Source organism: Pseudomonas sp. DR48 (genome assembly GCF_019823085.1).
Classification (GTDB): domain Bacteria; phylum Pseudomonadota; class Gammaproteobacteria; order Pseudomonadales; family Pseudomonadaceae; genus Aquipseudomonas.
The window spans coordinates 947,038-971,242 of sequence record NZ_CP081946.1 but is presented as its reverse complement, the minus strand read 5'-3'; the positions used below and the strand labels follow the sequence as shown (position 1 = coordinate 971,242).

The window sequence follows — 24,205 nt, the reverse complement described above, 5'->3', positions numbered from 1 at the left end:
AGCTCCTCGAAAGACTTTTTAGGAAATAGCAAACAAAATAGGCCGCGAATCATGCCGATGAGTTGATGTCTTGTCAAGGGCGGTTGAGACGTTCCGCTAAGTGGTAGGTATAAAGAGGCGGGATATTTATTTCCGGCGCTTGACCTGTAAACTCGCGAGCTTTGGCTCTGTGCTGCTGCGGCGCGGAGTATCGCATAAGTAGGCGCTTTGTTCGCCTGCTGTTTATCGACAGGCACAAACTCTTTCAATGAATCTGCTCAAATCGTTGGCCGCCGTCAGCTCTATCACGATGCTTTCCCGGGTTCTGGGGTTCGTTCGTGACACTCTCATCGCGCGCACATTTGGCGCCGGAATGGCGACTGACGCCTTCTTCATCGCCTTCAAACTGCCCAATTTGCTGCGGCGAATCTTTGCCGAAGGGGCATTTTCCCAGGCGTTTGTGCCGATTCTTGCCGAATACAAAAGCCAGAAGGGCGAAGAGGCGACGCGAACCTTCATTGCTTACGTCAGCGGCCTGCTGACTTTGGTGCTGGCCCTGGTCACCGCGCTGGGCATGCTCGCCGCGCCGTGGGTTATCTGGGTCACGGCGCCGGGTTTCACCGATACCCCGGAAAAATTCGAGCTGACCTCCAGCCTGTTGCGGGTGACCTTCCCTTATATATTGCTGATTTCCCTGTCCTCATTGGCGGGCGCGATCCTCAATACCTACAACCGCTTTTCCGTGCCGGCCTTCGTGCCGACTTTGCTCAACGTCAGCATGATTGTCTTTTCGGTGTTCCTGACGCCGTATTTCAATCCGCCGGTGATGGCGCTGGGCTGGGCGGTGCTGGTGGGTGGGCTGGCGCAATTGCTCTATCAGCTGCCACACCTGAAAAAGATCGGCATGCTCGTGCTTCCGCGCCTGAACCTGCGTGATACTGGTGTCTGGCGCGTCATGAAGCAGATGTTGCCGGCGATTCTCGGCGTCTCCGTGAGCCAGATTTCGCTGATCATCAACACGATTTTCGCCTCGTTCCTGGTGGCCGGCTCCGTGTCGTGGATGTATTACGCCGACCGTTTGATGGAATTGCCCTCCGGTGTACTGGGGGTCGCGCTCGGAACGATTCTGCTGCCGACCCTGGCCAAGACCTACGCCAGCAAGGATCGCCATGAGTACTCACGCATTCTCGATTGGGGTCTGCGCCTGTGCTTCGTGCTGGTGTTGCCATGTTCGCTGGCGCTGGGGATTCTGGCCGAGCCGCTGACGGTTTCGTTGTTCCAGTACGGCCAGTTCAGTGCATTTGACGCGTCCATGACCCAGCGGGCGTTGATTGCCTATTCTGTCGGTCTGCTCGGGATTATTGTGATCAAAGTGTTGGCGCCGGGCTTTTATGCGCAACAAAACATCCGGACTCCGGTAAAAATCGCGATTTTCACCCTGGTCGTTACCCAGTTGTTCAACCTGGTGCTGATCGGCCCGCTGGCTCACGCCGGTCTGGCCCTGGCGATCAGCGCCGGTGCCTGCATCAATGCCGGGCTATTGTTCTATCAATTGCGTAAGCAGCAGATGTATCAGCCGCAACCGGGCTGGGCGAAGTTTGGTCTTAAACTGGTGATTGCCGTATTAGTCATGTCCGCGGTGCTACTGGTCGGGATGCACTTTATGCCCGCCTGGGATCAGGGGCAGATGCTGCAGCGGTTCCTGCGCCTGGGCGCATTGGTCGCGGCCGGTGTCGTCAGTTATTTTAGCATGTTGCTGTTGATGGGCTTCCGTTTGCGCGACTTCAATCGCAAGGCGCTGAGCTGAGGCTTTTGCCTCGATAGACATGGGCGAACCGGCAGTTTTGTCGGCTCGATTACTTTGGGTTACGGTGTTGCCTGTCGTCGGCCGCCGGGTGTGGTTATAATCGACCACTTTATGAGCAAGAAGCGCGTTATGCAGCTGGTTCGAGGCCTCCACAATCTGCGCCCCCAGCATCGGGGCTGTGTCGCCACTATTGGCAACTTTGACGGTGTTCACCGTGGCCACCAGGCTATCCTGGCGCGCCTGCGTGAACGCGCCATCGAGTTGGGCGTGCCCAGCTGCGTGGTGATTTTCGAGCCGCAGCCACGGGAATTCTTTGCCCCGGACACGGCTCCGGCCCGTCTGGCCCGGCTGCGGGACAAACTGCAGCTGCTGGCCGAGGAAGGCGTCGACCGCGTCCTGTGCCTGGCCTTCAATCAGCGCCTGAGCAAGCTCAGCGCCAATGAATTCGTCGATACGATTCTGGTCGACGGCCTGGGCGTGCAGCACCTGGAGGTCGGTGACGACTTCCGGTTCGGTTGTGATCGGGTCGGGGATTTCGATTTCCTGCAGCACGCCGGTGTTCTTCAGGGCTTTACCGTCGAAGCGGCGCAAACAGTCGAGCTGGACGGTATTCGCGTCAGCAGCACCCAGGTCCGCAATGCCCTGGCCGCTGCCGATTTTGCCTTGGCCGAGCGGCTGCTCGGGCGTCCGTTCCGGATTGCCGGGCGCGTGTTGCATGGCCAGAAGCTGGCGCGTCAGTTGGGTACGCCGACTGCCAACATTCAACTCAAGCGTCGTCGCGTGCCGTTGACCGGGGTTTACCTGGTCAATGTCGACATCGACGGCAAGACCTGGCCAGGCGTTGCCAATATTGGCGTGCGGCCAACTGTTCAAGGTGATGGCAAAGCCCACCTTGAAGTGCATCTTTTAGATTTTGCCGGCGATCTGTATGACCGGCGTTTGACGGTGGTTTTCCACCACAAGCTGCGTGAAGAGCAGCGTTTCGCCTCTCTGGAGGCGCTTAAGACGGCGATCAATGCGGATGTTGCCGCCGCCCGTGCCCTGTCGCACCTAGCGCCAATCGCTAATGAAGAGCCTTAAATGACCGACTATAAAGCCACGCTAAACCTTCCGGACACCGCCTTCCCAATGAAGGCCGGCCTGCCTCAGCGCGAACCGCAGATTCTGCAGCGCTGGGACAGCATTGGCCTGTACGGTAAGTTGCGCGAGATTGGCAAGGATCGTCCGAAGTTCGTACTGCACGACGGTCCTCCGTACGCCAACGGCACGATTCACATCGGTCATGCGCTGAACAAGATTCTCAAGGACATGATCATCCGCTCGAAAACCCTGTCGGGTTTCGACGCGCCTTATGTTCCGGGCTGGGACTGCCACGGCCTGCCGATCGAACACAAAGTCGAAGTGACCCACGGTAAAAACCTGGGCGCGGACAAGACCCGCGAACTGTGCCGTGCCTACGCCACCGAGCAGATCGAAGGCCAGAAATCCGAATTCATCCGTCTGGGCGTGTTGGGCGACTTTGCCAACCCGTACAAGACCATGGACTTCAAAAACGAGGCCGGCGAAATCCGTGCCCTGGCTGAAATCGTCAAGGGCGGTTTCGTGTTCAAGGGCCTCAAGCCTGTGAACTGGTGCTTCGACTGCGGTTCGGCCCTGGCGGAAGCAGAAGTCGAGTACGAAAACAAAAAGTCCTCGACCATCGACGTAGCGTTCCCGATTGCTGATGAAGCCGAACTGGCTGCCGCTTTCGGTCTGGCGTCGTTGGCCAAACCGGCTTCGATCGTGATCTGGACCACCACCCCGTGGACCATTCCGGCCAACCAGGCACTGAACGTTCACCCTGAATTCAACTACGCCCTGGTCGATGTCGGCGACAAGCTGCTGATACTGGCTGAAGAGCTGGTCGAGTCGTGCCTGGCGCGTTACAGCCTGGAAGGCTCGGTCATCGCGACCACCACCGGTAAAGCGCTGGAGCTGATCAACTTCCGCCACCCGTTCTACGATCGCCTGTCGCCGGTTTACCTGGCCGAGTACGTTGAACTGGGCGCCGGTACTGGCGTGGTTCACTCCTCGCCAGCCTACGGCGTGGACGACTTCGTGACCTGCAAGAAGTACGGCATGGTCAACGACGACATCATCAATCCGGTGCAAAGCAACGGCGTTTACGTGCCATCGCTGGAGTTCTTCGGCGGCCAGTTCATCTGGAAAGCCAACCCGGCCATCGTCGACAAACTGACCGAAGTCGGTGCGTTGCTGCACACCAGCATCATCGAACACAGCTACATGCACTGCTGGCGTCACAAGACTCCGCTGATCTACCGCGCCACCGCGCAGTGGTTCATCGGCATGGACAAAGAGCCGGTGACCGGCGACACCCTGCGCAAGCGGGCGATCAAAGCGATCGAAGAGACCAAGTTCGTTCCGGCCTGGGGCCAGGCGCGCCTGCACTCGATGATCGCCAATCGTCCCGACTGGTGCATCTCCCGTCAGCGCAACTGGGGCGTGCCGATCCCGTTCTTCCTGAACAAGGAAAGCGGCGAACTGCACCCGCGTACCGCTGAACTGATGGAAGAAGTGGCCAAGCGCGTCGAAGTCGAAGGCATCGAAGCCTGGTTCAAGATGGACGCCGCCGAGTTGCTCGGTGATGAAGCGCCGCAATACGACAAGATCAGCGACACCCTCGACGTCTGGTTCGATTCGGGCACCACGCATTGGCACGTCCTGCGCGGTTCGCACCCGATGGGCCACGAGAGCGGTCCACGTGCCGACCTGTACCTGGAAGGCTCGGATCAGCACCGCGGCTGGTTCCATTCGTCGCTGCTGACCGGTTGCGCCATCGATAACCACGCGCCGTACCGCGAGCTGCTGACCCACGGCTTCACCGTCGACGAGTCCGGCCGCAAAATGTCCAAGTCCCTGGGCAACGTGATCGCGCCGCAAAAGGTCAACGACACCCTGGGCGCCGACATCATGCGTCTGTGGGTGGCATCGACCGATTACTCGGGCGAAATGGCAGTTTCCGAGCAAATCCTGCAGCGCAGCGCGGACGCCTACCGGCGGATCCGTAACACCGCACGCTTCCTGCTTTCGAACCTGACCGGTTTCAACCCGGCCACCGACATCCTGCCCGCCGAGGAAATGCTGGCGCTGGACCGTTGGGCCGTGGACCGTACCCTGCTGCTGCAACGCGAGTTGCAAGAGCACTACGGCGAGTACCGCTTCTGGAACGTCTACTCCAAGATCCACAACTTCTGCGTGCAGGAGCTGGGTGGTTTCTACCTCGACATCATCAAGGACCGTCAGTACACCACTGGCGCCAACAGCAAGGCTCGCCGTTCGGCGCAAACCGCGCTGTACCACATCTCTGAAGCGTTGGTGCGCTGGATCGCTCCGATCCTTGCGTTCACCGCCGACGAACTGTGGGAATACCTGCCGGGCGAGCGTAACGAATCGGTGATGCTCAACACCTGGTACGAAGGCCTGACCGAACTGCCCGCAGACGTCGAACTGGGCCGCGCCTATTGGGAGCGGATCATGGAAGTCAAGGTCGCGGTCAACAAGGAAATGGAAATCCAGCGCGCGGCCAAGGCCGTCGGTGGCAACCTGCAAGCCGAAGTGACGCTGTTCGCCGAAGAGGCGCTGAGCGCCGACCTGGCCAAGCTGAGCAACGAACTGCGCTTCGTGCTGATCACCTCGACCGCCACTGTTGCACCGTTCGTGCAGGCGCCGGCCGATGCCGTGGTCACTGAAGTCAGCGGTTTGAAACTGCAAGTGGTCAAGTCGAGCCACGCCAAGTGCGCCCGTTGCTGGCACTGCCGTGAAGACGTCGGCGTGAACCCGGAACATCCGGAAATCTGCGGTCGTTGCGTCGACAACATCAGCGGCGCTGGCGAGGTTCGTCACTATGCCTAATGCGGCTGGCCGTTTCGGACGGCTGAGCTGGCTCTGGTTGAGTTTGCTGGTCCTGGTCATCGACCAGGCCAGCAAGTTCTACTTCGAAGGCAAGCTCGAGATGTACCAGCAAATCGTGGTGATCCCCGATTTGTTCAGCTGGACCCTTGCCTACAACACCGGCGCGGCGTTCAGCTTCCTGGCTGACAGCTCCGGATGGCAGCGCTGGTTGTTCGCCCTGATTGCCGTCGTGGTCAGTGCGGTGCTGGTGGTGTGGCTCAAGCGCCTGGGGCGCAACGAAACCTGGCTGGCGATTGCGCTGGCCCTGGTACTCGGTGGCGCGCTGGGCAATCTGTACGACCGCATTGCCCTGGGCCATGTGATCGACTTCATTCTGGTGCATTGGCAGAACCGCTGGTATTTCCCGGCGTTCAACTTTGCCGACAGTGCAATTACTGTCGGTGCCGTGATGCTGGCACTGGATATGTTCAAAAGTAAGAAAACCGGAGAAGCCGTTCATGACTGAACAGGTATTGGCTGAGCAACGCATCCGCCAGAACACGGAAGTCACCTTGCACTTTGCACTGCGCCTGGAGAACGGCGACACGGTCGACAGCACCTTCGACAAAGCACCGGCGACCTTCAAGGTCGGTGACGGCAACCTGTTGCCAGGTTTCGAAGCAGCGCTGTTCGGCTTCAAGGCAGGCGACAAGCGTACTCTGACGATTCAGCCGGAAAACGCTTTCGGTCAGCCCAACCCGCAGAACGTGCAGATCATTCCCCGTTCGCAGTTCAAGGACATGGAACTGTCGCCCGGTTTGCTGGTGATCTTCAACGATGCAGCGAATACCGAACTGCCCGGTGTGGTGAAGGAATTCGATGACGAGCAAGTGACCATCGACTTCAACCATCCGCTGGCCGGTAAAACCTTGACCTTTGACGTCGAGATCATCAGCGTAAAATCGCTGTAACTGACCGAATGCGGTCTCATTGTGGGAGCGGGCTTGCTCGCGAAAGCGGTGTATCAGTCAACATTTTTGTTGAATGTGAAGCAACCTTCGCGAGCAAGCCCGCTCCCACATTAAGATTTTCACTGTTTTCGAACCTGGTGTTCGTATGACAGGTGGCACTACTATTTCTTGCGCGCAAGACACGAGGCACAGCATGCAAATCAAACTCGCCAACCCCCGTGGCTTCTGCGCCGGTGTGGACCGCGCGATCGAAATCGTCAATCGCGCCCTGGAAGTCTTCGGGCCGCCGATCTATGTGCGCCATGAAGTGGTTCACAACAAATTCGTCGTCGAAGACCTGCGTGCGCGCGGGGCGATCTTCGTCGAAGAGCTGGATCAGGTGCCGGACGATGTCATCGTTATCTTCAGTGCCCACGGCGTTTCCCAGGCCGTACGTACCGAAGCTGCCGGCCGTGGCTTGAAAGTATTCGACGCGACCTGTCCATTGGTGACCAAGGTGCACATCGAAGTTGCGCGCTACAGCCGCGACGGTCGTGAATGCATTCTCATCGGTCATGCCGGGCATCCGGAAGTCGAAGGCACCATGGGCCAGTACGATGGCAGCAATGGTGGTGCGATCTATCTGGTCGAAGACGAGAAAGACGTCGCCTCATTGCAAGTCAACAACCCTGAAAAACTGGCGTTCGTGACTCAGACCACCCTGTCCATGGACGACACCAGTCGCGTGATCGACGCGCTGCGTACACGTTTCCCTGCGATCGGTGGCCCGCGCAAGGACGACATCTGCTATGCCACGCAAAACCGTCAGGATGCGGTCAAGCAATTGGCCGAAGAGTGCGACGTGGTACTGGTGGTCGGCAGCCCGAACAGCTCCAACTCCAACCGCTTGCGTGAACTCGCCGAGCGCATGGCCACCCCGGCCTATCTGATCGACGGTGCCGAAGACTTGCAAAAGAGCTGGTTCGAAGGTGTCGAACGCATCGGCATTACCGCTGGCGCCTCTGCGCCAGAAGTTCTGGTGCGTGGTGTGATCCAGCAGCTGCAGGCCTGGGGTGCAACCGGTGCCGATGAGCTGGCGGGTCGCGAGGAGAACATCACGTTCTCCATGCCTAAAGAGCTACGGGTCCGCTCGCTTCTCTGAGTTTTATCCTCGTTCGCATAATGCCTGTGCAGTCTGTTTGCTGCGCAGGCTGACGCGACCACTCGAGGCCAGCACTACCTGGTACTGACTCACCGGTTCGCGGGCTGCACAAACGTGCAGCGTTCCCGATTGAAATCCACCGTACAGCGGTTCTCCCAGATGACTGAAGCGTACGGAAGTCTGGACATGCTGATTGCCGAAAATCGATACCTGAGTGCTGCCCTGGTGCTCAACCAACAGCGGATTGCTGCTGTCCTCCTGGCCTCTGCCGCTTATATCCACAATGATCCGCCAACCCTGACCCCAGTCGTCGTTTATTCCGTGGATGATGACGGTCTGATTACGCGTGATCGCCGCGCTCCTGGCGTTGCGAATACCACTGGCGAGAGACTTCGCCGCCTCCTCGCGTTGGTTCGCTTGCGTAAGCGCTGCAAACGCCGGACTGACCAATAACAGAACAATCCCGACAATCGTCAGTCCCATAAGCAGTTCGATCAGGCTGAAGCCTCGCTGATGCATGTCATCTCCCTCCATGGAGTGCGGCGGCCCGTGCATTCCCTGCACGAGTAATGGCAAATCAACCGTACGCCTGCCGGTCGAATGTTCTAGCGTGTAGAAGCAGGTATAGCCGACGGCAACGGAGGGCACTGATGGATCTTCGTACAAAAGGTTTCACGCTGATCGAGCTGCTGGTCTCGCTCGCGGTTTTTCTGATCCTGATCACCCTGGCTGTGCCAATGTTTACCCGGTCGGTGCAAAACAGCAGGGCCGATACGGAAGTCGGTGATCTGCAACGCGGACTCAATTTCGCGCGGCTTGAAGCTATCGACCGGGGCATCACCACCCGTTTGCGCCCCACGGCCGGTGGCAGCATCTGGACCGGCGAGTTGACGGTCTACGACGGTACTGGCACGCCGGCCAATGTATTGCGGGTTGTTCCAGCGATGAGCAGCGGCGCGACTCTGACGCTAACCTCAGGAGTGACCGCTATCGATTTCAACAATCTGGGCGGTTTATCAGCGCCATCCACACCCGTGGTGATCAGCTATGTGCTGGGGGCGCAAAGCAGGACGCTGAATGTGTGTTTGAACGGACGAATTCTATTGGGTGGAAGTTGCGGATGAGGGAGCGGAGCCAGCATGCACAGGGAGGCATGACGCTGATCGAAGTCTTGGTCGCGTTGGTGATTCTGACCGTGGGGTTGTTAGGTGCGGCGGCGATTCAGCTCAACGCGCTGAAGTACACCGACAGCTCACGGATGACCAGCCAGGCGAGCTTTATCGCCTACGACATCATGGATCGTATCCGTGCCAACTCCGGCGCCGATTACACCGTGACGCCACCGACGTCGGGCAACCTGAGCGTCGCCCGGGACCAGGACCTTTACGATTTCACCACCAACATCGTTAGCTTCGGCGGCGCCACTGCTACTGGCACCATTGCGTTGAACCAGCGCGTGTACACCATCACCATCACGTGGGATGACTCGCGTGCGGATAATATCGCCAACTCGCGTCGCAGCTTTGTCCTGACCAGTCGTGCCACCGTCGATCCGGTGGCGACTCCATGAGCCGCTCCAGCCGAGGTTTTGGACTGATCGAGTTGTTGATCGCCCTCGCATTGAGCCTGATCGTGGTGTTGGGCGTGGCACAGATTTTCATCGCGGCGAAGAACACCTACGTCAGCCAGAACACCGCCGCCGCCATGCAGGAAGACGCGCGGTTCGTGCTGAGCAAGCTGACCCAGGAAATCCGCATGGTGGGCATGTTTGGCTGCCTGGGGGGGATCACAGACTCAAGTACCGCCGGTGACTTCAATGCCAGTCAGCTCGCGCCGATTAGTTGGGACAACGCCAACCTCAAGCTGACCCTGGTAACAGCCGATGTCGGCGCTAACGGCGGGATACCAACCTGGACGGTGATCTCCGACTGTCGAAACACGGCAACGGCCTACACCGGGCTGCGCGTGCCGGCGTCGGGTTTTCTGGCGTTTCCGGTTCGGCGTCTGATCTACAGCTTCAGCAACAACAAAATAATGCTGGGCTCCGGCGCGGGCACGCCGACGCAGTTCGTGTTGGTAGACAATGTCAGTGCCTTCAGCGTGAGCTTCGGCCTCGCCAGTTCAGCCACGGATGTGGCCGCCTCCAGTTACAGCAGCAACCCGGCCGATCCCGCACGAATTCGCAGCGTACGCCTGAGCCTGACCCTCACCGACCCCAACAACCGGGTGCACGACCAGACATTCAACGTGGTTGCCGCCTTGCGCAACAGGTTGCCATGAGGGTGACCACCGGCATGACTTCTCACACACAACGCGGCATGGCGCTGCTGGTCAGCCTGGTGTTTCTGCTGTTGCTGACATTGATAGGGCTTTCGTCGATGCAAAACGCGACGCTGCAGGAAAAAATGGCCGGCAGCGTGAGTCTGCGCAACCAGTCATTCCAGGGAGCTGAAGCAGCCTTGCGGGTCGGGGAGAGCGCGGTGCAACTGGACACGTACTCTTTGCCGATTTGCAGTGGCACCACCCAATGCGCACCCCCGGCCGAGTCGACTACGGTTTCCGCGGCAGGGCTCAATTCCACTTCCGGGGTGACATGGATTGCTTACGGCCAGGGCTTTTATGGCGTGCAGAACATTGGCACCACTCTCACCGCCGTCAATGTGCCGAGCAATACCTCGGCGACGCTTTACCGGGTGACCGCTGTCGGCATCGCGGGCAGCTCACGCAGCGTCGTGGAGAGTATTTATGCGAAGTATTAAAAGGCGCGGAGGGCTGTGGCAGCTGTTTTGCGGCGCGGTGCTGGGGCTGTACCTGTCGGCTCCGGCGTACGCGTTCACGCCTTCTGATTCACCGCTGTTAAGTGCGGCGGCGGTGGTACCCAACGTGATGTTGCTGATCGACGATTCGGGCAGCATGAACAGCATCATTTATGCCGCCGGGTTCGATCCGACGGTCACCGGGCGAACGCCCGCCAGACAATGCAATTACTTCTTTGGACTGTGTTATGGCGGAAGCGACATCGTCGGGGACACGATCTTCCTTTCCAGCCTGCCGCAGTCCGGGTGTTCCGGGGGCGCCTACGCGTTTTACAACAACGGCCCTGCGCCTTTGTGCCTGAAGCTCCCGGACCCGGTCGGCAATGAAAATACCCGCTATACCGACGATTATCTGTCGTACTTGGTGGGCCTTGCCAACGGCAGCAATCGGGATTTCACCAATGGCTCGATCCCCAACGACTACCGCATGAACGTGGCGCGAAACGTGTCCACGACATTGGTCAGCAGTAATCGCGCACTGCGCATAGGCCTTGCAACCTTCAATCCGGCCACCAGCAATAACCCCGGCAATGGCGGCTTCATCGCCCGATCAATCAGTGACCTGTCGCCGGTGAGCGGCAGCGTTACCCAGTCGCAGGCCGATACCAACTACAACAACCTGCTCTCCTCCATTAACGGATTGAGTGCGGTGGCCAACACGCCACTGGCGGAAACCTACTACGAAATCACCCGGTATTTTCGTGGGATGGCGCCTTACTACAACTCGACACCGACGACTTACACCAGCCCGATTCAATACCGTTGCCAGAAGAACTACGGGGTGGTCATCACTGATGGCCTGCCGACGTACGACCGGACTTTTCCCAGCAATGATCCGTTGGGGCTCACCCGCCTTCCGAACTGGGACGGTGTGAACAATGACGGCAACAACCTCAACGGTGACGGTGAAGGCGATACGTTGTATCTGGACGATATCGCCAAGTTCGCCTTCGACATCGACATGCGCTCCACCGGCACTGACGCGGCGGGTAAAAGCTGGAATGCGGTGGATTTCCCGAAACAGAACATGAACACCTACACCGTCGGCTTTACCGCTGCGAACCAGATGTTGTCGGACGCGGCCAACTATGGGCAGGGCAAGTATTACCAGGCGACCGACAGCGCGGGGCTCAACAGCGCATTGTCCTCGGCGCTGAGCGACATTACGTCCAAGGCCGGCTCCGGAGGCGGTGGCGTCGCCAGCGGCGCCACCCTGGCCAGCAATTCGAGTTACTTCCAGACCAGTTACGACCCCAAGGACTGGCGCGGAACGATCAAATCCTTCGGTTTCACATCGGCCGGTACGGTAAATACCGCCGCAACGCAATGGACCACTGATACCACGATCGTTCCCGGTGCCACCGCGCCCACCTACCAGTCCTGGAACACCTTGACCAACGCGCCTGTCACGCTGGCCTACACGAGCTTTTCTGCGGCGCAGCAGACCTCTCTCAGCCAGAGTCTGCCGACGGGCATCAACGGCAACGATCTGGTGGAATGGAGCAAGGGCACCAATAAAACCGGGCTCAAGGTACGCAGCGTGCTGCTTGGCGACATCGTCAATTCCCCCCTTGTGCTGGCTTCACCCACGGACAAAACAGCGTCTGACCTGGTGGGCGACAGCACCTACAGCACTTACCTGTCCACCAAATCCACCAACATGAGCGCCAGTCTGGTGGTGAACGCCAACGACGGCTTTGTGAATGTCATCAACTCGACTAATGGTGTCCGGCGTTATGCCTATATGCCATCCAGCGTGTTGTCATCGTTGCGTTATATCGCCGACCCGACCTACATCAATGGTGTGAGCCACAAGTTTTTGGTCGATGGTCAGGTCGGTGTGTTCGATGCTCAATTCAGCAGCGCCTGGAAAACCCTGGCCATTGGCGGAACCGGGGCGGGCGGCAGGACCTTCTATGCGTTGCAGCTGTTCGACGCCTCAGTAGGGAACGTGTTCAAGGCGCTGTGGGAGATCAGTGCGCCTGCTACTGCCACTCCCGCGAACGTATTCAATGACCTGGGTTATGCCTACGCACGACCGGAAGTGGCACGCTTGGCCGACGGTCGATGGGCGGCATTCATCTCCAACGGTTATGGCAGCAACACCGGGGTGGCTGCTTTGTATGTGGTGGACGTTCGTGACGGCTCATTGATCAAGAAAATCGTGGTCGACAGCGCGGATACAAACGATGGCCTGTCGTCGGTGAAGCTCAGGGTCAATTCGCAGAATGTGGTGCAGGCGGCCTATGGCGGCGACTTGAAAGGGCGGTTATGGAAATTCGACCTGAGCGCGACGGCTCCTGACACCTGGGGCGTGGCATTTTCCGGCAAGCCGCTATTCACCACCGCTGGCGGCGCGACCCAGCCGATTACCGTACAACCTTTGCTGGCGGACAATTCATTGGGCGGCAAGGAAGTGTTTTTCGGCACCGGTAAATTCAATGAGACAGCCGACAAGACCAACAAGGATCTACAGGCGTTCTACGCCGTGTGGGACGCGGAAGGCGGGTCTGGTCAAATCACCGTGTCCAGTTTGCAGGCTCAAGCCGTGACGGGCGTTTTCTCGGGCAGCTCAGGGCAGTTCATCACCACCAGCCAGAACGACGTGACCTATCCGGCCGAAAAGGGCTGGTACTTGCCACTGGTGTACAACAACGTGCTGACGGGGGAGCGGGTGATCAATCAGGCCAATCTGGTGTTGGGGCGGATCGTCTTTACCACGGCCAGTGTCGACACCACCGATCCGTGTGCCAGCTTCGGCACCGGCAAACTGATCGAACTGGATGCGTTCAGCGGTAAGATGCTCAACTACGCGGTGCTCGACACCAATAACGATTTGACGGTCGACAGCAACGACATAGTATCCAGCGGGGTGATTATCAACAGTGGTAATCCGACCCTGAACGCCGTCGTCAATGGCGGGACCCGCAAGGTCGTGAGCAATTCCGGTGGCGGTGTTGACACGCTGGTGGAAAAATCCGGCGGCGGCAGCCGTCGCATCATGTGGCGACAAATACAGTAAGTGAGAGTTGAGGAATGCGCAGATCCAACCGAGGTTTTACCTTGATCGAAATCATGATCGTGATTGCGATCATCGGTATCGTCATGACCATTGCCGCCCCGAGCCTCACCGAGTACGTGAAAAAAGGCCGCCGCACCGAAGTGGCCGGTTTGCTTTCCGAACAGGCGCAGATCCTTGAGCGTTTCTACTCGAAGAACAATGTCTACACCGGTATCAGCGGGCTGAGTACCGGCAATGACTTCTACACCGTCACCCCGACGCTGACCGATCAGACCTTCCTGCTGACGGCTGCGCGCAAGACGGGCACTGCAATGGCGACCGACAAGTGTGGGGATTTCACTCTCACCAACACCGGCGTCAGAAGCATGGTCAATGCAACTGCAGGGCTGACCACCAAGGATTGCTGGGGCCGCTGAGTTTTTCAGGGCGTCTTTTGCGCCCTCTGTCTTTTTAATGGTTGGATCAGAACATGAGCAGGCAACAGCAAGTGGTGATTGTCGGCGGCGGCGTGATCGGGCTGCTGACGGCGTTCAATCTCGCGTCCGAAGTGCAACATGTCGTGCTGCTGGATCGTTCGAACGTGGGGCAAGAGTCTTCATGGGCCGGTGGCGGAATTGTTTCGCCACTCTATCCATGGCGCTACAGCCCGGCAGTCACCGCGCTGGCGCATTGGTCGCAGGATTTTTATCCACAGCTCGGTGAGCGGTTGTTTGCAGCGACCGGGGTTGATCCTGAAGTCCATACCACCGGCCTGTACTGGCTGGATCTGGATGACGAGGCCGAGGCGTTGGCGTGGGCCCAGCGGGAAAACCGTCCGCTGCGGGCTGTGGATATCTCGGCAGCCCATGATGCCGTGCCGGTATTGGGCCCCGGTTTTTCTCGGGCGATCTACATGGCCGACGTGGCCAACGTGCGCAATCCCCGGTTGGTGAAGTCGCTGAAGGCCGCCTTGCTGGCGCTGCCGAACGTGACCATTCATGAGCAGTGCGAAGTCAGCGGGTTCATTCGTGAAGGCGATAAAGTCGTTGGCGTGCAGACCTCGGCGGGGGCTGTTCATGGCGACGAGGTGGTTCTGACCGCCGGCGCCTGGAGCGGTGACCTTCTCAAGAAACTGGGCCTGGAGCTTCCGGTTGAACCGGTAAAAGGGCAGATGATTCTGTACAAATGCGCGGTGGATTTCCTGCCAAGTATGGTCCTGGCCAAGGGCCGTTATGCGATTCCGCGTCGCGATGGGCACATTTTGATTGGCAGTACGCTGGAACATGAAGGCTTCGACAAAACCCCGACCGACGTTGCGCTGGAAAGCTTGAAGGCGTCGGCGGTGGAGTTGATTCCCGCGCTGGCGCAGGCCGAAGTGGTGGGGCACTGGGCCGGGTTGCGGCCGGGTTCGCCGGAGGGCATTCCGTACATTGGCCGAGTGCCAGGGTTCGACGGGCTGTGGCTCAATTGCGGGCATTACCGTAACGGGTTGGTGCTGGCACCGGCATCGTGTCAGTTGTTTGCCGATGTGATGCTGGGCAGGGCGCCGATCATTGATCCGGCGCCGTATGCTCCCGCGGGTCGGATCTAATCGCTGAATCTTCGCCTGTCAGATAGCGTTTGTCGGATCGCCGCCCGGAGCAGGGCCCTTAATCCAGGCCCAGTTTTTTCAGTCGGTAACGCATCGACCGGAATGACAAATTCAACCGCTGAGCCGCCGCCGTGCGGTTCCAGCGGGTTTCCTCCAGCGCCTGGAGGATGAGTTTACGTTCGACATTTTCCAGATAGTCTTCCAGGTTATCGATCTGGGTCAGGTCCGGCACACCGCTCTCTGCGGTGCAATTACCGTCGGCCAGGCGCAGGTCGCTGGCTTCGATCTGCTGGTTCTCGCACAGGGTGTGAGCCCGCTCCAGCACGTTCTCCAGCTCTCGCACGTTGCCCGGAAAACGGTAGCCTTTCAGCGCGTCGAGGGCGAGCGAGTGGAGTTTTACGGCAGGTTGACCGCTGCCGGCGGCCAGACGCTTGAGCACATGGCTGGCCAACAGTTCGATATCGTCACGGCGTTCACGCAAAGGCGGTACGCGTAGCTCGATCACGTTCAACCGGTAGTACAAGTCCTGGCGAAAGCGTTCAGCGGCGACTTCGGCATCGAGGTCTTTGTGGGTGGCGCACAGGATGCGCACATCGACGACGGTTTCCTGTTGCCCGCCGACGCTGCGAACGGCTTTTTCCTGTATGGCTCGAAGCAGTTTGACCTGCATGGCCAACGGCAAATCAGCCACTTCATCAAGGAACAGAGTGCCGCTATTGGCGGCCTGAAATAACCCGGGTTTGTCCTCGATAGCGCCGCTGAAGCTGCCTTTGCGATGGCCGAAGAATTCGCTTTCCATCAGCTCCGAAGGAATGGCCCCGCAGTTCACCGCAATGAACGGCTGATTGGCTCGCGGGCCTTGTTCATGAATCAGCCGTGCGACCAGTTCCTTGCCGCTGCCGGATTCACCGCTGATGTACACGGGGGCCTGGCTGCGAGCGAGTTTGTCGATTTGTTTGCGCAGGTTGCGCATGGGCAATGAATCACCCAGGAGTCGGCGATCGATGGCTGTGCTGACGCCGCCCGCCGCTGACAATCGCAAGGCACTGCTGACCAGTTCGCGCAGGCGAGTGAGGTCGACCGGCTTGGTCAGAAAGTCGAACGCACCGGCCTTGAGCGCGTTGATCGCCGTTTCCAGGCTGCCATAGGCGGTGATCATCGCCACCGGTACGTGCGGATAACGCTGCTGGATGAAATGCACCAGCTCAAGGCCGGTGCCATCGGGCAGGCGCATGTCGGTCAGGCACAGATCGAATGCTTCCCGGCCCAGCAAGGCTTGGGCTTCGCCAAGGTTACGGGCACTGAAGGTGTCGAGTTTCATCCGTCCCAGGGTGATTTCCAGGAGTTCGCGGATATCCGGTTCGTCGTCGACGATCAGGACTTTCGGCCGTGGGCTGATATTCAACTTTGTTTCCGTCCGTGAGCAAAAGTGATGCGAAAGCAGCCGCCGCCTTGGCGTGGTTTGAAGTCTAGGCGGGCCTGGTTGCTTTCGCACAGCTCACGGGACAGATAAAGCCCCAGGCCAGTACCCTGGCTACTGGTGGTGAAGAACGGTTCGAACAAATGCGTCTGTTGATCCGGCGCCACGCCGGGGCCGTCGTCCACGACTTCGAGCACGGGTAGCTGGCTCTCGGCGTCGACGAACAACTCAAGCCAGACCTGCGCCTGGTCATGATTCATGGCGCTGTGGCGCCAGGCATTGCGCAACAGATTGTCGAGAATCTGGGTCAGTTGATTGGGGTCCATCAAGGTATTGAAGTCGCCCGCGCCGATGTGCAGATGGATGTGCTGGCGCTCGTTGGCTCTTTCGCGGGTTTCGGCGACGAAATGCTCCAGCCACGGCTTCAGATCGAGCCTTTGTGGCACGGCTTGCTGGCGGCGGGACAATTGCAGGACGTTTTCGATAACCCGATTCATTCGCTGAGAGTGGTCTTGGATGATTTGCGTCAGACGCCGGTCCGCGCTGTTCAGTTCCTCAGACTCGCGCAGCAATTGCGCGGCATGACTAATGGCACCGAGCGGGTTACGGATTTCATGGGCGATACCGGCGGTCAGACGGCCTAGGGCCGCGAGCTTCAGTTGCTGTGCCTGTTGCGAGATCTGGGCGAGGTCTTCGAGAAACACCAGGGTTCGATGGTTCGGGCTTTGGTCCAGGGCAATGAAACTGGGTTGCAGCTCAAGGCCGCTGTCGGCAATCTTCAGGCTTTGCGGTCGCAACGTCGGATTGTTGAGCCATAGCTGAAGGCGCTCGACCAATGCTGGCGAGTAGTCGTCGATCAGTTGTCCGTCGAGGTTTTTCTGCCCCAGCAAGGTCAAGGCGCTGTGATTGGCCAGCTGTACCCGCCGTTGGTCGTCCAGCACCAGAATGCCGGTACGCATGCGTTGCAGGATCAATGCGTTGAGCGCTTCGAGGCCAACCACTTCACTGGCTCGCTGCTGGGCGAGGTTTTCGCTGACTTCCAGGCGCCGCGTCAGGCCTTGCACCAACAGCGCCGCGGCAAAACACAACGCACCGAGCGTGCCCACTTGCAAGTAATCGCCAGGGCTGGTCGGTTGACTGAAGCTCAGGAGAAAACTGAAACCGACGATGCCAAGGGCCGCGACGGCGGCAATCAACAGCCCGATACGCCCGCGCAGCAGCGTATTGCTGATGGCCACCGACACAATCAGCAGGTTGCCGATGGCGCTGCCGACACCGCCGGCGGCATAGAACAATCCGCACAGCAGCAGGACATCGACCCATGCCAGGGTGAAAAGCTGTGCCGGCCGCCGGGTGTTCTCCCAGAACACCACCAGCAAGATATTCAGCACCAGGTACAACCAGCTGCCGCTGCGCAGCAAGTCGTCCTTGGCGAAGGCCAGCAACTGGTTGTCCATGTTGCTGGAAATCAGCAACACCAAGGTGATGCCGACGCTTAATCGGTAGAGATGGTAAAGGCGCAGCAGTCGCTGGGCCTGTTTGCTGCCGGGACTGGACGTCTCAGCGAGCACTGGGGCCCGGGCCTTGCTCAAGGTGAGCCTGGCTGCAATACCACTGTTGTTGAAGGCTCAATGCCCGATCACGGGGCAGGTGCACGCCGCAATGCGCACAGCGGACCATGGGTGCGGCTTCCAGCTCGGCGGAGGACCTGGGGGCGGACGTCGTTCCCTTGAACTTGCGCCAGAACCATACCGCGGCGGCAATCAGGGCGATCCAGAACAATAAACGAAGCATGGCGAGCTGCTTTATGGCGAGTGATTAGCCAGTTTAGCCAAGGACATCGCAGCCGCACAGCGTAATAAAAAAGGGAGACTCAAGAGTCTCCCTTTTTGCACAACCCGATGTGTCAGTCGAACACGCCGAAGGTCATGTAGCTGAACCACGAGCGGTCGCTGTTGTTGGCTTCGGAGTCGTGTTCCTCTTCTTCGATCACGTCGCCTTTTTCATTTTTAGGCTTGAGCTCGCTCGGAATCGCGTCCTTGGCATCCTGGAATTGCTTCTGCACGTCCTGGTTGGCGCGGGTTTCGCCCGGCGGCAGCGGCGGACGGGAGTCGATCAGGCCCAAAGTGGCCTTGCTCAGCCAGGACCGGTTGTCGGCTTCTGCGACCGACGGCTTGAACTCACCGTCCACCAGGCTTGGGTGGTTCGGGTAGTTGAGCTTCAGGGTTTGCAGGCTGGTGGCTGCCAGGTCGTCCAGGTGCAGACGCTGGTAGGCTTCAGTCATGACCGCCAGGCCGTCACCGACCGAAGGGGTTTCCTGAAAGTTTTCCACCACGTAACGACCACGGTTCGCGGCGGCGACGTAGGCCTGACGGGTCAGGTAGTAGTCGGCAACGTGAATTTCGTAGGAGGCCAGCAGGTTGCGCAGGTAGATCATGCGCTGCTTGGCATCCGGCGAGTAGCGGCTGTTCGGGAAGCGGCTGGTGAGCTGGGCGAACTCGTTGTAGGAGTCGCGAGCGGCACCCGGGTCACGCTTGGTCATGTCCAGTGGCAGGAAGCGCGCCAGCAGGCCGACGTCCTGATCAAAGGAAGTCAGGCCCTTGAGGTAGTAGGCGTAATCCACGTTCGGATGCTGTGGGTGCAGACGAATGAATCGCTCGGCAGCAGACTTCGCCGCTTCAGGCTCGGTGTTCTTGTAGTTGGCGTAAATGAGCTCGAGTTGAGCCTGATCGGCGTAGCGACCAAATGGATAACGCGACTCCAGCGCCTTCAGCTTGGCTGTGGCGGCGGTGTAGCTGTTGTTGTCCAGATCGTGCTGAGCCTGCTGGTACAGCTCGACCTCGCTCAGGTTTTCGTCTACGACTTCCTTCGATGAGCAAGCAGCGGTCAATGCGAGGATGGCGATCAGCAGCAGGTGTTTCACTTGCATGGCGGCTTGCGTCCCTATGACGGCCGCTGTCTTGGGCGGGGCCGTCCTGTTATGATGAGCGCCCCGTTGAATAGCCTCGGGGCAAAAGACGCCGTATTTAACCACAAGCGCGCAGCCGAAACCAAAGGCTGTGCCGACGCCTAGTCTGAGCATGTCCGATAAAATTGAACTTCGCGCAGAGGTGCCGTCCGAATTGGGCGGCCAACGCCTCGATCAAGTCGCCGCACAATTATTCGCTGAGCACTCGCGCTCGCGCCTTTCCGCCTGGATCAAAGACGGCCGCCTGACTGTGGATGGGGCGGTAATCCGCCCGCGAGACATCGTTCACGGTGGCGCCATTCTTGAACTGACTGCCGAGCAGGAAGCTCAGGGCGAATGGATCGCTCAGGACATCGAGCTGGACATCGTCTATGAAGACGACGACATCCTGGTGATCAACAAGCCTGCGGGCCTGGTGGTGCATCCGGCTGCCGGTCACGCTGATGGCACTTTGCTCAACGCTTTGCTGCACCACGTGCCGGACATTATCAATGTGCCCCGCGCCGGTATCGTGCATCGCCTGGACAAGGACACCACTGGTCTGATGGTGGTAGCCAAGACCATTCAGGCGCAGACACAGCTTGTCACGCAATTGCAGAGCCGCAGCGTAAGCCGGATCTACGAATGCATCGTGATCGGTGTGGTGACCGCAGGTGGCAAGATCAACGCGCCGATCGGTCGTCACGGCCAGCAACGCCAACGCATGGCGGTGATGGAAGGCGGCAAGCAAGCCGTCAGCCACTACCGCGTGCTCGAGCGTTTCCGCTCCCACACGCATGTGCGGGTGAAGCTGGAAACCGGTCGTACGCACCAGATTCGCGTGCACATGGCACACATCAACTATCCGTTGGTCGGAGACCCTGCCTACGGCGGTCGCTTCCGCATTCCGCCGGCAGCCAGTGTGACCATGGTCGAATCGTTGAAGGCGTTCCCGCGTCAGGCACTGCATGCGCGGTTCCTGGAGCTGGATCATCCGACCACCGGTAAACGCATGAGCTGGGAATCGCCGTTGCCGGACGATTTCGTCTGGTTGCTGACACTGCTCAAGCAAGACCGCGAGGCGTTCATCGGATGAGTGACTGGCTGATTCCCGACTGGCCTGCGCCTGCCGGGGTGAAAGCCTGTGTGACCACCCGTGCGGGCGGCGTCAGTCTGGCGCCGTTCGACAGCCTCAACCTCGGCGATCACGTCGACGACAATCCCGAAGCTGTCGCCGAAAACCGCCGTCGCCTCACCGATCATTTCTCTATTCAACCGGCCTGGTTGCAACAGGTTCACGGCGTTGTCGTGGCACCTGCTGACCCAGGCCGGGTGGTGACCGCTGACGCCAGCTGGACAGCAACGCCCGGCATTGCCTGCACGGCAATGACCGCCGATTGCCTTCCGGCACTGTTTTGCGACCGAGCCGGGACTCGCGTGGCAGCAGCCCACGCCGGTTGGCGCGGGTTGGCGGCGGGTATTCTGGAAGCGACCCTCGACAGTCTGGCGGTACCGTCAGATGAAGTGCTGGTCTGGCTGGGCCCGGCCATCGGCCCGCAAGCCTTTGAGGTCGGTCCGGAAGTTCGCGAAACCTTCATCGAGCAACTGCCCGAAGCCGCCAAGGCTTTCGTGCCGAGCCAGAATGCTGGCAAATTCATGGCTGACATCTATGAGCTGGCGCGTCTTCGCCTGGCCGCTCGCGGCGTTACCGCTGTCTATGGTGGCGGTTTCTGTACCGTGACCGACCCACGCTTCTTTTCTTACCGCCGCAGTCCTCGCACTGGTCGGTTTGCCTCCCTTATCTGGCTTGACCGCTAGACTTAGCTGACCTGCATCAACATCACCCCGCTTGAATCTCCCAGAATCGACCACATCTAGTGAGGTATCTGGCAGGTTTCTTCATTCAGGATGGTTTCTTAGGTCCGGCCTGCTCAAAAGGAAGGTGACCCATGCGTATCGACCGTTTAACCAGCAAGTTGCAATTAGCCCTATCCGACGCCCAATCGCTGGCTGTCGGCCTCGACCATCCCGGCATCGAGCCGGCGCACTTGATGCAAGCCATGCTTGAACAGCAGGGCGGTTCGATCAAACCTCTGCTGATGCAGGTTGGTTTCGACGTCAACAGCTTGCGTAAAGAGCTGACCAAAGAGCTCGACCAACTACCGAAAATCCAGAATCCGACCGGTGACGTAAACATGTCGCAGGATCTGGCGCGCCTGCTCAATCAGGCCGATCGGTTGGCCCAGCAGAAAGGCGATCAGTTCATTTCCAGCGAGCTGGTGCTGCTCGCCGCAATGGACGAGAACAGCAAGCTCGGCAAATTGCTCCTCGGTCAGGGCGTCAGTAAAAAAGCCCTCGAAAACGCGATTACCAATCTGCGTGGTGGCGAGGCGGTCAATGACGCCAACCACGAAGAATCGCGCCAGGCGCTGGATAAATACACCGTCGACCTGACCAAACGTGCCGAAGAAGGCAAGCTTGATCCGGTGATCGGCCGCGACGACGAAATTCGCCGGACCATTCAGGTTCTGCAACGTCGCACCAAGAATAACCCAGTGCTGATCGGTGAGCCTGGCGTGGGTAAAACTGCCATCGCCGAAGGTCTGGCCCAGCGCATCATCAATGGTGAAGTGCCGGACGGTCTTAAAGGCAAGCGCCTGCTGTCCCTGGACATGGGGTCGCTGATCGCGGGCGCCAAGTATCGCGGCGAGTTCGAAGAACGCCTGAAATCGTTGCTCAATGAGCTGTCGAAGCAGGAAGGGCAGATCATTCTGTTCATCGACGAACTGCACACCATGGTCGGCGCCGGTAAAGGCGAAGGCTCGATGGACGCCGGCAACATGCTCAAGCCGGCACTGGCTCGCGGTGAGTTGCACTGCGTCGGCGCGACCACGCTCAACGAGTACCGCCAATATATAGAGAAGGATGCGGCCCTTGAGCGGCGCTTCCAGAAAGTGTTGGTGGACGAGCCGAGCGAAGAAGACACCATCGCCATTCTGCGTGGCCTGAAAGAGCGTTATGAGGTTCACCACAAAGTGGCGATTACCGACGGCGCGATCATCGCCGCGGCCAAGCTCAGCCACCGTTACATCACCGACCGTCAGTTGCCGGACAAGGCCATTGACCTGATCGACGAGGCTGCCAGCCGCATTCGCATGGAGATCGACTCCAAGCCGGAAGTGCTGGATCGTCTTGAGCGTCGCCTGATTCAGCTGAAGGTCGAATCCCAGGCGCTGAAGAAAGAAAGCGACGACGCGGCGAAGAAACGCCTGGAGAAACTGCAGGAAGAAATCGTTCGTCATGAACGTGAGTATTCGGACCTCGAAGAAATCTGGAACGCGGAAAAAGCCGAAGTCCAGGGCTCTGCGCAGATCCAGCAGAAAATCGAACAGTCCCGTCAGGAACTGGAAACTGCCCGCCGCAAAGGCGACCTTAACCGCATGGCCGAGCTGCAATACGGGGTGATCCCGGACCTGGAGCGCAGCCTGCAAATGGTCGACCAGCATGGCAAAAGCGAAAACCAGTTGCTGCGCAGCAAGGTGACCGAGGAAGAAATCGCCGAAGTCGTGTCGAAGTGGACCGGTATTCCAGTGTCGAAAATGCTCGAAGGCGAGCGCGACAAGTTGATGAAGATGGAAAGCCTGTTGCACCAGCGAGTGATAGGCCAGGACGAAGCGGTGATCGCGGTTTCCAACGCGGTGCGGCGTTCGCGGGCCGGGTTGTCCGACCCGAATCGTCCGAGCGGTTCGTTCATGTTCCTCGGCCCGACCGGTGTCGGTAAAACCGAGCTGTGCAAGGCGTTGGCCGAATTCCTCTTCGATACTGAAGAGGCAATGGTGCGGATCGACATGTCCGAGTTCATGGAGAAACATTCCGTGGCTCGACTGATCGGTGCGCCACCAGGCTACGTGGGCTATGAAGAGGGCGGTTACCTGACCGAGGCGGTGCGTCGCAAGCCTTATTCGGTGATCCTGCTGGACGAGGTCGAGAAGGCCCATCCGGACGTCTTCAACATCCTGCTGCAAGTGCTTGAAGATGGCCGTCTGACCGACAGTCATGGTCGCACGGTGGATTTCAAGAACACCGTGATCGTCATGACCTCCAACCTGGGCTCGGTGCAGATCCAGGAACTGGTGGGGGATCGCGAGGCGCAGCGTGCGGCGGTGATGGATGCCATCTCCACACACTTCCGGCCGGAGTTCATCAACCGGGTCGACGAAGTGGTGATCTTCGAGCCATTGGCACGGGATCAGATTGCGGGCATCACCGAGATCCAGCTGGGTCGTCTGCGCAGTCGTCTGACTGAGCGCGAGCTGAAACTGGAACTCAGCCCAGAAGCGATGGATAAGCTGATCGCGGTGGGTTACGACCCGGTGTATGGCGCACGGCCGCTCAAACGTGCGATTCAGCGCTGGATCGAGAACCCGTTGGCACAGCTGATTCTGTCCGGTCGGTACATGCCTGGCGACACCGCCAAAGGTGTAGTGGAAAACGACGAAATCGTCTTTGCCTGATCCTTGTGGGCAGCAAAAGTGAAGAGGCCTCGCATTGCGAGGCCTTTTTTTCGTCAGGTTGTTGAACTCAAAGGAAAAGGCTTGTAAAGTGCGCCCCGCAGTAAGTCACCCGGAAGGGTTTCTGCTC

Annotated in this window: 21 protein-coding genes; 16 read left to right on the top strand and 5 right to left on the bottom strand. The window is 59.2% G+C overall.

Going from position 1 to position 24,205, the window contains the following annotated elements:
* Positions 1-247 precede the first annotated feature (247 nt).
* The 6 genes from murJ (at position 248) to ispH (ending at position 7,789) form a co-directional block, all read left to right on the top strand.
* A complete protein-coding gene (gene murJ, locus K5K95_RS04425) occupies positions 248-1,786 on the top strand; it encodes a murein biosynthesis integral membrane protein MurJ (RefSeq protein ID WP_222588518.1) in 1,539 nt (512 codons plus the stop codon).
* Positions 1,787-1,915: 129 nt separating this feature from the next.
* Positions 1,916-2,866 (top strand): bifunctional riboflavin kinase/FAD synthetase, encoded by a 951-nt coding sequence (ribF, locus tag K5K95_RS04420; protein WP_222588517.1) that lies wholly within the window; start codon positions 1,916-1,918, stop codon positions 2,864-2,866.
* Positions 2,867-5,698: an isoleucine--tRNA ligase gene (gene ileS / locus K5K95_RS04415; RefSeq protein WP_222588516.1), complete on the top strand. Its 2,832-nt coding sequence runs from the start codon at positions 2,867-2,869 to the stop codon at positions 5,696-5,698. It begins immediately after the preceding gene.
* Positions 5,691-6,203, top strand: coding sequence for a signal peptidase II (gene lspA / locus K5K95_RS04410; RefSeq protein ID WP_090179761.1), 513 nt, complete (start codon positions 5,691-5,693; stop codon positions 6,201-6,203). The genes ileS and lspA overlap by 8 nt, the downstream gene beginning before the upstream one ends.
* A gap of 7 nt (positions 6,204-6,210) precedes the next feature.
* Entirely contained in the window at positions 6,211-6,648 is a 438-nt protein-coding gene (fkpB, locus tag K5K95_RS04405) for an FKBP-type peptidyl-prolyl cis-trans isomerase (protein WP_193393009.1), read from the top strand.
* 193 nt (positions 6,649-6,841) lie between these two features.
* Positions 6,842-7,789: a 4-hydroxy-3-methylbut-2-enyl diphosphate reductase gene (gene ispH, locus K5K95_RS04400; protein WP_222588515.1), complete on the top strand. Its 948-nt coding sequence runs from the start codon at positions 6,842-6,844 to the stop codon at positions 7,787-7,789.
* A gap of 3 nt (positions 7,790-7,792) precedes the next feature.
* Here the strand turns inward: ispH and K5K95_RS04395 are convergent, their stop codons facing one another.
* On the bottom strand, positions 7,793-8,308 hold the full coding sequence (locus K5K95_RS04395; RefSeq protein WP_222590290.1) for a GspH/FimT family pseudopilin: 516 nt from the start codon (positions 8,306-8,308) through the stop codon (positions 7,793-7,795).
* Positions 8,309-8,439: 131 nt separating this feature from the next.
* On the opposite strand from K5K95_RS04395, the gene K5K95_RS04390 reads away from it, so the two are divergent.
* From K5K95_RS04390 to thiO, 7 genes are read left to right on the top strand one after another with little or no spacing between them, the layout of a single operon-like run.
* A complete protein-coding gene (locus tag K5K95_RS04390; RefSeq protein ID WP_222588514.1) occupies positions 8,440-8,913 on the top strand; it encodes a GspH/FimT family pseudopilin in 474 nt (157 codons plus the stop codon).
* Complete coding sequence (pilV, locus tag K5K95_RS04385) at positions 8,910-9,359, top strand: type IV pilus modification protein PilV (protein WP_222588513.1); 450 nt, start codon at positions 8,910-8,912, stop codon at positions 9,357-9,359. The genes K5K95_RS04390 and pilV overlap by 4 nt, the downstream gene beginning before the upstream one ends.
* Positions 9,356-10,069, top strand: a complete 714-nt coding sequence (locus K5K95_RS04380) for a PilW family protein (RefSeq protein WP_222588512.1) — start codon at positions 9,356-9,358, stop codon at positions 10,067-10,069. Before pilV ends, K5K95_RS04380 begins: the two co-directional genes overlap by 4 nt.
* A 14-nt stretch (positions 10,070-10,083) precedes the next feature.
* Complete coding sequence (locus K5K95_RS04375) at positions 10,084-10,548, top strand: PilX N-terminal domain-containing pilus assembly protein (protein ID WP_259155866.1); 465 nt, start codon at positions 10,084-10,086, stop codon at positions 10,546-10,548.
* Positions 10,535-13,627 carry a pilus assembly protein gene (locus K5K95_RS04370; protein WP_222588510.1) on the top strand — a complete coding sequence of 1,031 codons (3,093 nt, stop codon included), beginning with the start codon at positions 10,535-10,537 and terminating at the stop codon, positions 13,625-13,627. The genes K5K95_RS04375 and K5K95_RS04370 overlap by 14 nt, the downstream gene beginning before the upstream one ends.
* A 14-nt stretch (positions 13,628-13,641) precedes the next feature.
* A complete protein-coding gene (locus tag K5K95_RS04365) occupies positions 13,642-14,043 on the top strand; it encodes a type IV pilin protein (protein WP_222588509.1) in 402 nt (133 codons plus the stop codon).
* A gap of 53 nt (positions 14,044-14,096) precedes the next feature.
* Positions 14,097-15,197 (top strand): glycine oxidase ThiO, encoded by a 1,101-nt coding sequence (thiO, locus tag K5K95_RS04360; RefSeq protein ID WP_222588508.1) that lies wholly within the window; start codon positions 14,097-14,099, stop codon positions 15,195-15,197.
* Between the two features lie 58 nt (positions 15,198-15,255).
* Here thiO and K5K95_RS04355 read toward each other — a convergent pair whose 3' ends face one another.
* The 4 genes from K5K95_RS04355 to K5K95_RS04340 form a co-directional block, all read right to left on the bottom strand.
* Entirely contained in the window at positions 15,256-16,602 is a 1,347-nt protein-coding gene (locus K5K95_RS04355; RefSeq protein ID WP_222588507.1) for a sigma-54-dependent transcriptional regulator, read from the bottom strand.
* Positions 16,599-18,188: a sensor histidine kinase gene (locus K5K95_RS04350; RefSeq protein ID WP_222588506.1), complete on the bottom strand. Its 1,590-nt coding sequence runs from the start codon at positions 18,186-18,188 to the stop codon at positions 16,599-16,601. The genes K5K95_RS04355 and K5K95_RS04350 overlap by 4 nt, the downstream gene beginning before the upstream one ends.
* Complete coding sequence (locus K5K95_RS04345; protein ID WP_208671394.1) at positions 18,178-18,411, bottom strand: PP0621 family protein; 234 nt, start codon at positions 18,409-18,411, stop codon at positions 18,178-18,180. Before K5K95_RS04345 ends, K5K95_RS04350 begins: the two co-directional genes overlap by 11 nt.
* A 112-nt stretch (positions 18,412-18,523) precedes the next feature.
* Complete coding sequence (locus tag K5K95_RS04340) at positions 18,524-19,546, bottom strand: outer membrane protein assembly factor BamD (protein ID WP_222588505.1); 1,023 nt, start codon at positions 19,544-19,546, stop codon at positions 18,524-18,526.
* Positions 19,547-19,697: 151 nt separating this feature from the next.
* Here K5K95_RS04340 and rluD point away from each other — a divergent pair, with 151 nt between their 5' ends.
* The 3 genes from rluD (at position 19,698) to clpB (ending at position 24,078) form a co-directional block, all read left to right on the top strand.
* Complete coding sequence (gene rluD / locus K5K95_RS04335) at positions 19,698-20,660, top strand: 23S rRNA pseudouridine(1911/1915/1917) synthase RluD (protein ID WP_007942311.1); 963 nt, start codon at positions 19,698-19,700, stop codon at positions 20,658-20,660.
* Positions 20,657-21,382, top strand: coding sequence for a peptidoglycan editing factor PgeF (gene pgeF / locus K5K95_RS04330; protein WP_222588504.1), 726 nt, complete (start codon positions 20,657-20,659; stop codon positions 21,380-21,382). Before rluD ends, pgeF begins: the two co-directional genes overlap by 4 nt.
* Before the next feature lie 131 nt (positions 21,383-21,513).
* Entirely contained in the window at positions 21,514-24,078 is a 2,565-nt protein-coding gene (gene clpB / locus K5K95_RS04325; RefSeq protein WP_222588503.1) for an ATP-dependent chaperone ClpB, read from the top strand.
* Positions 24,079-24,205: the final 127 nt, after the last annotated feature.